General features: G+C 65.5%; 13 protein-coding genes. 6 read left to right on the top strand and 7 right to left on the bottom strand.

Going from position 1 to position 12,736, the window contains the following annotated elements; genetic code table 11:
- Positions 1–25: 25 nt before the first annotated feature.
- On the bottom strand, positions 26–1,024 hold the full coding sequence (locus tag SKC41_RS00235) for an oxidoreductase (protein ID WP_330975786.1): 999 nt from the start codon (positions 1,022–1,024) through the stop codon (positions 26–28).
- 118 nt (positions 1,025–1,142) lie between these two features.
- Here SKC41_RS00235 and SKC41_RS00230 point away from each other — a divergent pair, with 118 nt between their 5' ends.
- Positions 1,143–2,396 carry a sensor histidine kinase gene (locus SKC41_RS00230; protein ID WP_330975785.1) on the top strand — a complete coding sequence of 418 codons (1,254 nt, stop codon included), beginning with the start codon at positions 1,143–1,145 and terminating at the stop codon, positions 2,394–2,396.
- 8 nt (positions 2,397–2,404) lie between these two features.
- Here the strand turns inward: SKC41_RS00230 and SKC41_RS00225 are convergent, their stop codons facing one another.
- Positions 2,405–3,052 (bottom strand): response regulator transcription factor, encoded by a 648-nt coding sequence (locus tag SKC41_RS00225; protein WP_330975784.1) that lies wholly within the window; start codon positions 3,050–3,052, stop codon positions 2,405–2,407.
- A gap of 305 nt (positions 3,053–3,357) precedes the next feature.
- Here SKC41_RS00225 and SKC41_RS00220 point away from each other — a divergent pair, with 305 nt between their 5' ends.
- Genes SKC41_RS00220 through SKC41_RS00210 form a run of 3 tightly spaced genes read left to right on the top strand, consistent with a single transcriptional unit; the run spans position 3,358 to position 6,245 of the window.
- Positions 3,358–4,827: a PPE domain-containing protein gene (locus SKC41_RS00220; protein WP_330975783.1), complete on the top strand. Its 1,470-nt coding sequence runs from the start codon at positions 3,358–3,360 to the stop codon at positions 4,825–4,827.
- 30 nt (positions 4,828–4,857) lie between these two features.
- Entirely contained in the window at positions 4,858–5,715 is an 858-nt protein-coding gene (locus SKC41_RS00215; protein WP_330975782.1) for an oxidoreductase, read from the top strand.
- Entirely contained in the window at positions 5,715–6,245 is a 531-nt protein-coding gene (locus SKC41_RS00210; RefSeq protein WP_330975781.1) for a GNAT family N-acetyltransferase, read from the top strand. The genes SKC41_RS00215 and SKC41_RS00210 overlap by 1 nt, the downstream gene beginning before the upstream one ends.
- Here the strand turns inward: SKC41_RS00210 and SKC41_RS00205 are convergent.
- From SKC41_RS00205 to SKC41_RS00190, 4 genes are all read right to left on the bottom strand, one after another.
- Positions 6,238–7,446, bottom strand: a complete 1,209-nt coding sequence (locus tag SKC41_RS00205; RefSeq protein ID WP_330975780.1) for an acyl-CoA dehydrogenase family protein — start codon at positions 7,444–7,446, stop codon at positions 6,238–6,240. The two genes, SKC41_RS00210 and SKC41_RS00205, sit on opposite strands and share 8 nt — an antisense overlap.
- Before the next feature lie 25 nt (positions 7,447–7,471).
- Positions 7,472–8,869 (bottom strand): acyl-CoA dehydrogenase family protein, encoded by a 1,398-nt coding sequence (locus SKC41_RS00200; protein ID WP_330975779.1) that lies wholly within the window; start codon positions 8,867–8,869, stop codon positions 7,472–7,474.
- Between the two features lie 77 nt (positions 8,870–8,946).
- Positions 8,947–9,729 carry a histidinol-phosphatase gene (gene hisN / locus SKC41_RS00195; protein WP_330975778.1) on the bottom strand — a complete coding sequence of 261 codons (783 nt, stop codon included), beginning with the start codon at positions 9,727–9,729 and terminating at the stop codon, positions 8,947–8,949.
- Between the two features lie 267 nt (positions 9,730–9,996).
- A complete protein-coding gene (locus SKC41_RS00190; RefSeq protein ID WP_090600892.1) occupies positions 9,997–10,425 on the bottom strand; it encodes a pyridoxamine 5'-phosphate oxidase family protein in 429 nt (142 codons plus the stop codon).
- Positions 10,426–10,543: 118 nt separating this feature from the next.
- On the opposite strand from SKC41_RS00190, the gene SKC41_RS00185 reads away from it, so the two are divergent.
- The gene (locus SKC41_RS00185; RefSeq protein WP_330975777.1) at positions 10,544–10,879 is read left to right on the top strand and encodes a hypothetical protein; all 336 of its coding nucleotides are present in this window, start codon (positions 10,544–10,546) and stop codon (positions 10,877–10,879) included.
- An 83-nt stretch (positions 10,880–10,962) separates the two neighbouring features.
- A complete protein-coding gene (locus SKC41_RS00180) occupies positions 10,963–11,166 on the top strand; it encodes a hypothetical protein (RefSeq protein WP_330975776.1) in 204 nt (67 codons plus the stop codon).
- A 38-nt stretch (positions 11,167–11,204) separates the two neighbouring features.
- Here the strand turns inward: SKC41_RS00180 and SKC41_RS00175 are convergent, their stop codons facing one another.
- Positions 11,205–12,566 (bottom strand): FAD-dependent oxidoreductase, encoded by a 1,362-nt coding sequence (locus SKC41_RS00175; RefSeq protein ID WP_330975775.1) that lies wholly within the window; start codon positions 12,564–12,566, stop codon positions 11,205–11,207.
- Positions 12,567–12,736 lie beyond the last annotated feature (170 nt).

Genomic DNA, 12,736 nt, shown 5'->3' with positions numbered 1-12,736 from the left:
AGCGCTCGAATAGCCTACTGCCAGCTCAGAATCCGCCGGCGACACGTACCACCGCGCGACCCGAATAGGTGCCCGCGCGCAGTTGATCCAGAATCCCGACGACGTCTTTGACGTCGACGTCGTTGGCGACCGTGTCCAGGTGCCGTGGCTTGAGCGAGTCGCCCAGCAACGCCCACAGCTTGCGTCGCCGCGCGATCGGCATCAGCACCGAGTCCATGCCGAGCAGGGAGACGCCGCGCAGGATGAACGGCATCACCGTGGTGTGCAGCGCGGGGCCGCCGGTGAGACCGCTGGCCGCCACGGCCCCGCCGTAGTCGACCGTGCTGAGCACATCGGCGAGCGTCGCGCCCCCGACACAGTCCACCGCGCCCGCCCAGCGCGCCTTGGCCAGTGGTCGCGGCTTGGCATCGGGATCGGCCGGCAGCCGTCCGATAACCTCAGCAGCGCCAAGCTCTTTCAGCATTGCGGCGGCCGATTCCTTACCGCTGGACGCGACCACGTGATAGCCCGCCGCCGCGAGTAGGTCCACGCTGACCGACCCGACACCGCCGGAGGCGCCGGTGACGACGATGGGCCCGGCGTCGGGCGCGATGCCCCAGTCGATCAGGGCCTGCACGCTCATCGCTGCGGTGAAGCCGGCGGTCCCGATGGCCGCACCCTCACGCGGGCTCAGAGCTCCAAGTGCCACCACCTGGTCAGCGGGCAGTCGCGCGTACTCGGCGTAGCCGCCGTGATGACCGGTGCCGATCGCATACCCGTGGGCCAGCACCTTGTCTCCGACCCTGAAGTCCGGCGATTGCGATTCGACGACTTCGCCGGTGAGGTCGATGCCCGGCACGATCGGATAGTCGCGTACCACGCCGCCCTTGGGCGTCAGCGCCAGTGCGTCCTTGTAGTTGACGCTGGAAAACAGCACCCGGATCGTCACCTCACCGGGCGGCAGGTCGGCCGCGCGGAGTGTCTCGACCGACGCGGTGATTTGGTCACCATCTTGACGGGCCACCAGCGCCTGAAACGTGTCCATGCGACGACGTTAGCCCTGGGCGGTGTCGCGCTTTCTCTTGGTTGCTTTTCAGTCGCCCAGATAGGCTTTGGCGAGTCATGACACGAGTCGGACCGCCGCGGACATCTCGAGGATGGCAGTGAAGCCGTCACATGTATCAGGGTCGGGGACTGTTCACGAAGCCCCCGGCAACGGGATCACCGAGATCACCGACACCGAGCTGGACGCGGTATTCCGCGTGCATCGGTGGCGTTCGCTGCGAGTCGCGTCGGTGCAACGCATGATCGTCGTCTTCATCATGATGGGGGCGGTCCTGGTCCACACGGATTACGGCGCCCCGAGGTGGGCTCCGGACGACGCGGTGGTAGTGGTGTACGCGCTCATTGCATTGAGCGTCCTGATCTTGGTGTATTCCCCCGCGAGTCGATTGATCGTCCCGGACCGTGCGCTGTTCGTTCTCGCGATGGTCGACGTGGTCGCCATCGTCGGCTTCAAACTCTTGTCGCCGGGCGGGCACATTCCACTGCTGTTGATGGTGCTGGTGCCGCGGATGGTTGCGCTGGATCTGTCGGGACGGCGCGCCACCGTGGGGCTGACCTTCGCGTTCGTTGCGTTTACCGCATCGATCCTTCAAGACCCCGTCATTGTGCGCCAACTGGGCTGGCCCAAGCTATTGCTCATCGTAGTGATCTACGGATTCCTATGTGGCACAGCGTTGTTCGCCGTCATCTTCCGGCAACGGTATGTCAACGAAATTGCCAGAATCACCGCGTCACGGGATGCGTTGCTCGCCGAGACGATGACCGCCTCGGAGCGCGAGCGGCGAGAGATTTCCGAAGCTATCCATGACGGGCCTTTGCAAGATGTCCTCGCGGCCCGACGCGACGTTGTGGACTTCGCCAAGAAATCACCCGCCGAGCCGCTGCAGCGGGCGGTTGCCAGTCTCGATGAGGCCTCGCGGCGACTGCGGGAGGCGACCTTCGAGCTTCATCCGGCTGTCCTCGAGCAAGTCGGATTGGGTGCTGCGGTAGAAAAATTGGCCGTGTTCACCGCCGAACGCGCGGGCATCACGATCACGACCGATGTGGATCACCCGGACCGAACCGCCGCCGACCCAATGGTGTTCGGGGTGGTGCGCGAGTTGTTGTCCAACGTGGTCCGCCATTCCGAAGCGACCCGGGCGTCGGTGCAGCTCAAGGTCCGCGATGGAACGTGTCGTCTCGACGTGGTCGACGACGGCATCGGGATCACCGCTGACGTGATGATGCGCCGCCTCGCCGAGGGGCACATCGGTCTGGCCTCGCAGCGGGCTCGGGTGGAAGCCGCCGGCGGCAGTTTCACAATCGTCGAGGTCCCCACGGGGGCACACGTCCGCGTGGAATGGCCGCTGTAAGGCCGAGCTCACTCCAGCAGCCGACGGCGCATCGCCTCGGCCACGGCCGCACCCCGGTCGGAAACGCCGAGCTTCTCGTACAGGTTTTGCACATGCGACTTGACCGTGCTGGGCGCCACGAAAAGACGTTTCGCGATCTGGGGGACCGACAAGCCCTCGGCGATCATTCGCACGACCTCGAGTTCGCGTGGTGTCAACAACGGCGCATCGCCGCGGGCGCGAAGTTTCACCTCGCCCGCCAGCGCTCCCGCCAACTGCGTCGGCAGATATGTCGCGCCCTTCTCGCACTTGAGCACGGCGGCCACGATCTCTTCGCTGTCGGAGTCTTTCGTCAGGTAACCCGCGGCGCCTTCGGCGAGGGCATGGTAGATCACCGCACTGTCCTCGAAGGCGCTGAGCAATACGACGCAGGTGTCCAAGCCGTCGCGCACCACAGCTCGGACGACTTCGAGCCCGTTGAGTCCGGGCATCTTGTAATCGATCAAAGCCACCCGGGGCCGTAGCTCGCGGATCGCCGTCAGTGCCGCTCGACCGTCGGCCACTTCCCCGATCACGTCGATCCGCCCGCTCGACTTCAGGGCCCGCACGACGCCTTCGCGAGTTACCGGGTGATCGTCGGCGACGACGACCTTGACACGTTCTGACTGGGATGACATCGGCTGCGCTCCACCGGCCGTTGGTATCTCGGGTGCGCTCGTCGCGCGACAGGCGCCGGCCCCATTCTCCCTTGGCCGAATCGGCCCGGAGGTCGTTTGCGCGAACCGCTGCGGCGTCGGCGTCGACACCGGGCCGTCGGGCGCGAGTGGGCCTTTCTCCCCCTATTGGGGGAGGACATCTCATCCACCGAACCCGACGTTTGCGCGAGAGACCACAACCGGTCGCGCCGGAATAGTCATAGGTGGTCACGGCGAAGAAGCCGAAACGCCAATTCAAGAAACCCGCGTAGAGGACATGATCCGCCATGACACAGCCGCAGACGCTCAATGTGGAATACGCCGAGTTGATTGCCCGGGCCAACGAAATCGAGGAACTACTCCCTCCCATTCCGTCCGCTAACCCGCAAGCGCCGTGCGCCCTTTCGATGGCTTCTGACGCCGTCACACAACTCGGACTTTCCGCCGATTCAATCCGGCTGTACTTGAAGGGCTGCGAGCGGGAATGGAAGACTCTTGCAAAATCCCTGAGGAATGCGGCCAAAGCCTATGAAGAGATCGACGAGGGTGCCGCGGATGCCATAAACAACGAGGGGACGCCGAACTCCCTGGGCGGAAATGGCCAGATATCGACCCTCGACGATTCGGACATGCCGTGGGACCCGCCGGCGCCCCGACCCGCGCCGCCGCCCGCCGACGACCCGTACTACGAGGTCAGGCAGGCCACGATGGCGATCGAAGCCGGCGACCAGGGCGCGGAGTGCAAGATATTCGCCCAGGAATGGCACACCTTCCAATTTGCGCTGCAGGAGATCTCCTACCGGTTTCGCCCATTTACCTCCTGGGAGGGTGACGCGAGGACGGCCGTCGAGCAAAATTTCGAACTGCAGCGGCAGTGGATAGCTTCGATGGTGCAGATGTGCTGCACGCTCCGCGACCAGGCCAACGACATTTTCGACGCACAGAAAAAGATCCGGCCCGCCGGCGCGACGGCGACGCAGGATTTCAACGGGAACTACACCATTCCTGAGGAGCACCCCGGGCCCGGTGACATCTTGTTTGTCGAAAACACGTACAAGGCCGGTGTGGAAGACCATATGCAGGCCCTGATTGAGACGTCGATCGAGTGGTATGCGATTCTGCAGAAAAAGTCGGAGACGGCGCTGAAGTTTTACCGCGACAAGACGGCATTGCCGCCGCTGAATCCGCCGATGTTCCCGACCGCGGCCGGGGCCGCAGCGGCAGTCGACTATGGCTCCGGTGGTTCCGACGGCGTCGACTTCGGGGATCTGCCTGACGGGCTGCCGTCGGGTGACGGCCTTTCCGGCCTGCCCGCGATGCCCACGTTGCCGGGCGGCGGGATGCCGGCGATGCCCAACGCGTCGCTGCCGAGTGGTGCCGCCGTGCCGCCGCTGCCCGCGGCGGGGCAGGGCCTGCCGAAAGGGGCGCAGGTCAAGCCGGCGTCGTTGGGTGGTGTCGGTGGAGGCGGCGGTGGGGTTGCCGTTCCGAAGCTGCCCTTGCAGTCCTGGTCGACCACCGGGGCGAGCGCCGGGGCCGCCGCGGCACCAGTGGGCGCGGGCGGTGGGATCCCGGTCCCGCCCGGGTACGCCAAGCTGAACGGCGCGGGCGGTGGGATGGGCGGCGGCATGCCGATGGGCGGCGCCGGCGGTCAGGGTCAAGGTGCCGGCAAGGGCAAGCGGGTGCAAAGCGAGGACCAAGCGCTCTACACCGAAGACCGGGCGTGGACGGAGGGTGTGATCGGCCGACGCCGCGCCTAGGCGCTCCCCGCGCGACGCTAACCTCACCGTATGGATGCCTTTCCTCTTGGTCGCTATTCGGTCGCCCGTATCGGCTTCGGGGCTATGCAATTGCCCGGTCCCGGGGTGATGGGGCCGCCGCGTGATCGCGACGAGGCGCTGGCGGTGTTGCGCCGGGCCGTCGAACGCGGCGTGAATCACATTGACACCGCTCAGTTCTACGGCCCCGATGTCGCCAATGAGCTCATCCGCGAAGCGCTGCGCCCGTATCCGGAAGATCTGGCATTGGTGAGTAAGGTCGGCGGGCGCCGCGATGACGCCGGTGCCTGGCTGCCGGTCGAAGAGCCGGCGGATCTGCGCCGCGACATCGAAACGAACTTGCGCAGCCTCGGCGTCGACCAATTGGCCGCGGTCAATCTGCGACTGTTCGAAAGCGACGGCCCGGACCAGCTTTTCGACGAGCAGCTCTCGGTCATGATCGATGCCCGTGACGAGGGATTGATCGGCGGTATCGGGCTGAGCAACATCAACCGCGAGCACCTGCTGCACGCGCTGGAGCGCACCGAGATCGCCTGTGTGCAAAACGCTTTCAATCTCGTGAGCCGGGACGCCGCGGCGGTGCTGGAGGAGTGCACCAGGCGCGGAATCGCGTTCGTCCCGTTCTTCCCGTTGGGCGCGGCGTTCATGCAGCCGAACCCGGTGCTCAGTCACGAGCTGGTGCAGAGAGCCGCGCAGCGGCTCGGGCGCACGCCCGCGCAGGTCGCGTTGGCATGGACGCTGGGCGTGGCGCCCAACGTGCTGTTGATTCCGGGTACCTCGTCGCTGGGCCATCTCGAGGAGAACCTCGACGTCGCCTCGATCGAGCTCGACGACGACACCCGCGAGCAGCTGAACGCCGTCGCTGCCTGATGAGGGTTCGACGCGCGACCGCGGCCGACGCGGCGGCGTGTGCCGAGATATATCGGCCGTACGTGCTGGACACCGCGATCACCTTCGAGACCGACGTGCCGGAGGCGGCTGAGATGGCGGCGCGCATCGTGAAAACGCTTGCGATGCACGAATGGCTGGTGCTCGAAGCGGACGGCAAAATCCTGGGCTATGCGTATGCGCAACAGTTCAATCCGCGCGCTGCCTACCGGTGGGCCGTCGAGACGAGCATCTATCTCGCCCAGGACGTGCGACGCGCCGGCGGTGGCAGGTTGCTCTACGCCGAACTGCTACATCGGTTGGCAGAGCGCGGTTTTCGGCAGGCGTTCGCCGGCATCGCGCAACCCAACGAGGCCAGCAATGCGCTGCACGCGGCGTTCGGGTTTGCCCCGGCTGGTTATTACCGGCGCGTGGGGTGGAAATTGGACGCGTGGCACGATGTCGAATGGTGGCAGCTTGATCTGCTCGGACCGGACGCCGAGGCGGCGCCGCCGCGTCCGATCGCTACTTGAGTTCGGAGGAGGACAGGCCGAGCAGCCGGCGGGCCACCACGAGCTGCTGGATCTGCTGGGTTCCTTCGAAGATGTCCATGATCTTAGAGTCACGTGCCCACTTCTCCAACAGCATCTGCTCCGAATAGCCTGCGGTGCCGGCTAATTCGACCGCTTTCAGGGTGACGTCGGTGCCCACCCGGCCTGCCTTGGCCTTAGCCATCGATGCTTCTTTGGAGTTGGGAATCTTGTTGTCGGCCTGCCACGCCGCGCGCAGGGTCAGCTGGTAGCTGGACTCCCAGTCGGCCTCCATCCGCAGGAATTCGGCCGCGGCGGCGCTTTGGGCGTGCGCGGGCCTGTCGTAGGAGATCTCCACTCCGGCCTCGGTGAGAATCTTGCGCAGTTCCTCCAGGGCGGCCCGGGCGATGCCGATGGCCATGCCGGCGACGACCGGCCTGGTGTTGTCGAAAGTCTCCATGACGCCGGAAAACCCTTTGCCCGATTGGATTTCAGGATTGCCCAGCAGGTTGTCCTTCGGGATCCGCACGTTGTCGAACCGGATCACCGCGGTGTCGGAGCCTTTGATGCCGAGCTTCTTCTCGAGCCGCTCGACGCTGACACCGGGATGTTCGCGCGGCACTATGAACGACTTGATCGCCGGACGGCCCAGCGACTTGTCCAGCGTCGCCCACACCACGATGTGCGTGGCCCGCGAACCGGCTGTGACGAAGATCTTTTCGCCGTTGATCACGTATTCGTCACCGTCCAGCTTGGCGGTCGTCGATACGGCCGCCGAGTCGGATCCAAAGCTCGGTTCGGTGATCGCCATCGCCGCCCACACCCGGCCCAGCCGGTTCAGCTGTTCGTCGGTGGCAACGCCACTGATCGCAGCGTTGCCCAGGCCTTGATAGGGAATCGACAGCATCATCGCCGCGTCGCCCCAACTGGCCTCGAGTGTCTGCAGCACCGCGGCCATGTTGGAGCCGTTGCGGTTCTCTTCCTTGCTCTCGCTGCTGCGGAACGCCTCGGCCCCGGCGAGTCCCATGGCATTGGATTCAGCAGCGCCGGAGAACAGACTGGCCAACGTGTCCAGTTCCACCGGGTAGGCGTGCTCATGGTCGTCGTACTTGCGGGCGATCGGTCGCATCATCTCCGCGCCGGCCTGATGGGCCTTGTCGATCACCGCTTGCATCTTGCGGGGCAGTTCCAGATTGATTGCCATGATTGATCTTTCGCTAGGTGACGACTTAGATAACGACGACGCCCTCGGCGACGCCGATGGCCCGCAGGTCGCGGTACCAGCGTTCGACGGGGTGTTCTTTCGTGTAGCCGTGGCCACCGAGAAGTTGCACGCCGTCCAGTCCGATTTGCATGCCCTTGTCGGCGCCGATCCGCCTCGCCAGCGCGGCTTCGCGGATGAACGGAAGGCCTTGTTCGGCACGCGCGGCGCCGCGCCAGGTGATCAGCCGCAGCCCGTCCAGCTCGATCGCGATGTTCGCGCACATGAACGCCACGGCCTGACGACGGGCGACGGGCTCGCCGAATGCCTGGCGCTCCTTCACATACGGGATGACGTAGTCGAGGACCGCGTGCGAGGTGCCGACGGCCAGCGCCGCCCAGCCCAGCCGGGACAGTGCGATCGCCTCGGAGTAGTCCTCAACGGTGGCTTCGTCCTCGCCGAGGCGGGCATTTATCGGCACGGTCACGCCGGAGAGCTCGAGCTGACCCAACGCGGCGGCCCGGATCCCCATACTCGGATCCGGCTTGACGCTAAGGCCTTTGGCGCCCGATTCGACGATGAACAGTGCGGGCTTGCCATTCAGTTGTGCGCCGACGATGAACAGCTCGGCATCGGCCGCGGCCGGGACCAACGACTTCACACCGTCGAGGCGATACCCGCTCGGTGTGCGCACCGCCGTGGCCTTCAACCGGGTGGGGTCGAACAGCGGTTGCGGTTCGGCGATTGCCACGCAGGCCTGCGGGACATTCTCGCCGGCGAACTCGGGTAGATAGGTGGCCTGCTGGTCCGCGCTGCCCCAGTGGGTCAACGCGGCTGCCACGCCGCCCGGGGCCAGGATGGGCAGTGCCAACCCCATGTCGCCGTAGGCCAACGCCTCGGCCACCAGCACGTTGGTGACGCTGGAGCGGTGGGCGGCAATGCCGTCGAAGTCCTCGGGGATGTTGATCGCGGTGATGCCGAGTTCGGCCGCCTTGGCCATCAAGTCAGGCGGGTAGCTCGCCGCCTCGTCGGCCTCGGGTGCGGCGGGCCGCAGTACCTCTTCGGCGAATTCCTCGAGGGTCTCGACGATCATCTTCTGTTCGTCGTCGGGCCGCAGGTCGTAGTAGTCCTGGCCGCTGGACTTCAGCCGGGTGGGTCCACTGCGCAGGTTCTGAACCCGCTTGAACTGGCGTGAAGCGGCTCCGGCGGTGGAAAAGATCGTCTTGGTGCCGTAGCGCAGGCCCCGGTTCATCGGGTCGCGCAGGTGGTATTTGTCCAGAAAATCCTGGCCGACGAGCGGGGTGAGCAGCGCCAGGGTGATGTCGATCCCGGTGCGGCGGTGCGGTTGCATCCCGACGCCGGTCTTGCGGCCGCGCCGTTTTCCGCGTGGACGGGAGGTATTTGAACCGGAGACAGTGTCCGTCATTTCAGCAGCCTCTGTAGTTGGGGCGATGCAGTCAAGAGGCTATCTTACTCCGGAGTAAGATAAAGAGCGCTTGTTAACTACTTCACACCGAGGCTGCGCAGTACGCGCTCGTGCAACAGGCCGTTTGTGGCCACGGCATCGCCGCGATGAGGGCCCGCGATGCCGTCCAGGCCGGTGAATGTCCCGCCGGCCTCGCGCACCAGGATGTCGAGTGCTGCCAGATCCCACACCGAGACTTCCGGTTCGGCCGCGATATCCACCGCGCCCTCGGCGAGTAGGCAATACGAGAAGAAATCGCCATACGCACGCACCCGCCACACGGCGTCGGTCAGCTCGATGAGATGGTCCCGCAGGCCGCGTTCGGCCCAACCCGACAGGCTGGAAAACGACAGGCTCGCCGAATCCAGCTGTGCCACTGAGGAAACCGACAAACGCCGCGACGGTGCGCCGTCGACCGAGACGAAGGCGCCTTGGCCGCGGGATGCCCACCACCGTCGTTGCAGCGCCGGCGCGCTCACGACACCGACCACGGGCACGCCGTCGTCAAGCAGTGCGATCAGGCTGGCCCACACCGGAACCCCGCGCACGAAATTCTTGGTGCCGTCGATCGGGTCGACGATCCATTGCCGGCCGGTGAAGCTGGTTGTCCCGCCGAATTCCTCGCCGACGACGCTGTCGTCGGGTCGCTCGCGGGCCAGCACCTCGCGGACTTCAGCTTCAACCGCCCGATCGGCGTCGGTCACCGGGGTCAGGTCCGGTTTGGTGTCGACGCGCAGGTCCAGGGCGCCGAACCGATCGCGAGTCAGTCTGTCCGCACGGTCGGCAAGCGTCATCGCCAATGCGAGATCATCCTGACTCATGCCAGCAGTCCTACCACGGGCCAGCCGGCGTCCGTCATCCCCGGTGATTGAAGCTGTCGACGACAGCCCGCAAGGCCTCGGCGCTTGCGCAGAAATGGCGCGACGATGTCGACCGCGAGGGGAAAGACCACGCCGGCTCGTAACCAATACACCTGGGGGACAGGCACTTCGGGCCAATTCGAATTCCATTGTCCGGCAGGCATTTCGAACGTTGGCTGACCCGTGTTGACGCACACGAGCTCGACGCGCCGCCCGCGGCCGGCCGCGTCAGGCAAACGATGCGTGCGGATCCGGTTCCGGTCCAAATGTGAAGTGGCGGCCCGTTATATCGGTCGGGGTCACCCGGACGTAATGCTTCTTTACGGTCGCCGTCCACGGCATCAACTGGGCGCGGTCGGCTTGCTCGATGTCCGCCGCGGTCTTCAGCACTCGAGCACGGCCCCGGACGATCACGCTCCAGCCTTCGGCGACGTCGTGGTCGTCGGCCTCGAACACCACCACGCTGTTCCCCACGGCGGAAAACAACTTGGTGCCCTCGGCGGTGCGGAACAGCACCGTTCGGTCTTGCACCGCATAGTTCACCGGGAAGATCTCGGGTTCGCCGGCGAAACTGGTCACCAGCCGGCCCAAGGCGACGCCGCCCAACCTGCGCCAACTCTCGTCTTCCGACAAAACGACCGCGGGCTCATCAGTCATCGACCTCACCTTTCCTTGGGCGCACCGGTACCCACGACGCTACGGCGAATCCGCGTGGGACAGTAGGGTCCTAGGTCAATTCGACCGTACATCGCGTCGGGCGTCCTACCATGGCGACGTGTGGGAATTCGCGCTGTTACTTCTGGTCGTCGCGGTACTGGGGGGATTTCTCGCTCAGCGCTTCATCCCGCGCGGCCCGCGTGGTGAGCTACTCGGGGGCACGTTGTTGGTGACCGGGGTGAGCCCGCGGCCCGACGTCACCGGCGAGCAGTACGTCACCATTGCCGGTGTGATCAACGGACCCACCGTCAACGAGTATCCCGTCTATTGGCGGATGGTGGTCGACGTCGACCAATGGCCGAGCATGGGCGAACTACACGAGGTGGTGTATTCCTCGAAGAATCCGGACAACTGGAGGTTCGCTCCGCCCGAATCGCCCGCGGGCGCCGGCTAGTTGGCGAAATCGCTTGTGGTACCAAGTCGGCGCCGCGTCCGTTCAGCTCTTGCATTGTGGTTGTGGGATGGCATTCTTTAGCCATGGCGGGCAAAGACATCGACCCGATCCGGGCGAAAAGTGCACTTGAGGTGATCCGGCAGCACCCGGTCTTGGTGCTCTTCGCGGTGTCGCCCGCGCTCGCGCTGGTGGGCGTCATCTGGTGGCTCGCCGGCGGTGGGTGGGCCATCGCCAGCGCCATCGTCCTGTTGCTCGTCGGCGCAGGCCTCGTCGTCCTCAGGCGCTGAATCGAGCCCAGCCCCAACGTGATTGCGTCAGTACGCGATCAGCCGTGGCCGATGCGCAGCAGCTCGACGAGGTTCGGCAGTTTGACGCGGGGACGCCCGTGCGGCTCGCCGGCCGCACGCTCATGGGCATCGATCATGTCCCAATGGGCCGAGGTGACCAGCTTCGGTTGGCGCGAGGCCAGCCAGTCGGCCAATTTCTCGGCATGGTCATCCGGGAATGCGGACAGTTCGTCGGCGCCGGTCAGATCCGTGATCACGGTGTCGACGGTGTCTTGAGAGTCCTTCTTATTGGTGCCGATGACGCCGGTCGGCCCCCGCTTGATCCAGCCGACCACGTATTCATTGCGGCTGCCCTCGACCCGGCCGTTGGTGTTGGGGATGGTCGCGGTCTTGTCGTCAAAGGGCAGCCCCGGGGTGGGCATGCCGCGATATCCGACCGAGCGCACCACCAGCTGAGCCGGCAGCTCCTCGCGCTCCCCGGTGTCCTTGGCCGATACCCGCCCGCTCTGGTCGGCGACCAACTCGTTGCGGCCAAGGACGATTCCCTCCACCTTGTCGTCGCCCTTGATCTCGATCGGAGAGGTCAGGAACCGGAACACCATGCGCCGGTGTCCCGGGCGGGGTTCGCGGTTGGCGTAGTCGCGCAGCACCTTGATGTTCTGTTTCGTGGTCTTGCCGGCGGCCTCCGCATCCTCATCGCTGATGCCCTCCAGCTGCGCGGGATCGACGATGACGTCGACCCCGTCGAGGTCGGCCAGCTCGCGCAATTCCAGCGTGGTGAACGCGGCCTCCAAGGGACCGCGTCGGCCGACGATCACCACTTCTTCCACACCGCATGGGCGCAGGGATTCCAGCGCGTGATCGGCGATATCGGTCTCGGCCAGCGCGCCGGGGTCGGTGATCAGGATGCGGGCGACGTCGAGGGCCACGTTGCCGTTGCCAATCACGACGGCACGGGCCCCGGACAGATCCGGGGTCGCGCTCTCGAAGTGTGGATGGGCGTTGTACCAGCCCACGAATTCGACGGCGGCCATGCTGCCCGCCAAGTCTTCGCCGGGAATCTTCAACGAGCGATCCGATTGCGCCCCGATCGCATAAATCACGGCGTGGTAGCGCTCGCCTAGTTCGGCGGGAGCCACGTGCTCACCCACCGCCACGTTGCCGAAGAACCGGAAGCGGGGATCGCCGGCGATCTTTTCGAACTGCTTGCTGATCGACTTGATCTTGGGATGGTCGGGTGCCACGCCGGAGCGCACCAGTCCCCACGGTGTCGGCAACATCTCGAGCATGTCGACCGCGACATCGATCTCATCGGAGGTATCGGCGGCCTTCAGCAAAGATGCTGCGGCGAAGAAACCCGATGGTCCGGAGCCGACGATGGCGACATGAAACCGACGCATACCCAAGCCTTCTGTTCATGCCCGGCTGCGACGCAAGGGCCTGAGATTGGGCTGGGCGTCGCAGTCGCGGGCGCACATGATGGTGATTCGATGCTAGACGGTGAACCCCAGCCGGTGGTCGAAGTGCCGCGCGTCGCCACCTGAGCATTCGCCGCCGACCAGCGCGCCGG

Source organism: Mycobacterium sp. 050128, assembly GCF_036409155.1.
GTDB lineage: Bacteria > Actinomycetota > Actinomycetes > Mycobacteriales > Mycobacteriaceae > Mycobacterium.
This window is presented reverse-complemented; position numbering and strand designations above follow the sequence as displayed.

What these genes read in the sequence shown, in the direction of transcription:
- SKC41_RS00235 (WP_330975786.1), bottom strand. Translation starts at nt 1,024, where the DNA reads ATGGACACGTTTCAGGCGCTGGTGGCCCGTCAAGATGGTGACCAAATC.
- SKC41_RS00225 (WP_330975784.1), bottom strand. Translation starts at nt 3,052, where the DNA reads ATGTCATCCCAGTCAGAACGTGTCAAGGTCGTCGTCGCCGACGATCAC.
- SKC41_RS00220 (WP_330975783.1), top strand. Translation starts at nt 3,358, where the DNA reads ATGACACAGCCGCAGACGCTCAATGTGGAATACGCCGAGTTGATTGCC.
- SKC41_RS00215 (WP_330975782.1), top strand. Translation starts at nt 4,858, where the DNA reads ATGGATGCCTTTCCTCTTGGTCGCTATTCGGTCGCCCGTATCGGCTTC.
- SKC41_RS00210 (WP_330975781.1), top strand. Translation starts at nt 5,715, where the DNA reads ATGAGGGTTCGACGCGCGACCGCGGCCGACGCGGCGGCGTGTGCCGAG.
- SKC41_RS00205 (WP_330975780.1), bottom strand. Translation starts at nt 7,446, where the DNA reads ATGGCAATCAATCTGGAACTGCCCCGCAAGATGCAAGCGGTGATCGAC.
- SKC41_RS00200 (WP_330975779.1), bottom strand. Translation starts at nt 8,869, where the DNA reads ATGACGGACACTGTCTCCGGTTCAAATACCTCCCGTCCACGCGGAAAA.
- hisN (WP_330975778.1), bottom strand. Translation starts at nt 9,729, where the DNA reads ATGAGTCAGGATGATCTCGCATTGGCGATGACGCTTGCCGACCGTGCG.
- SKC41_RS00190 (WP_090600892.1), bottom strand. Translation starts at nt 10,425, where the DNA reads ATGACTGATGAGCCCGCGGTCGTTTTGTCGGAAGACGAGAGTTGGCGC.
- SKC41_RS00180 (WP_330975776.1), top strand. Translation starts at nt 10,963, where the DNA reads ATGGCGGGCAAAGACATCGACCCGATCCGGGCGAAAAGTGCACTTGAG.
- SKC41_RS00175 (WP_330975775.1), bottom strand. Translation starts at nt 12,566, where the DNA reads ATGCGTCGGTTTCATGTCGCCATCGTCGGCTCCGGACCATCGGGTTTC.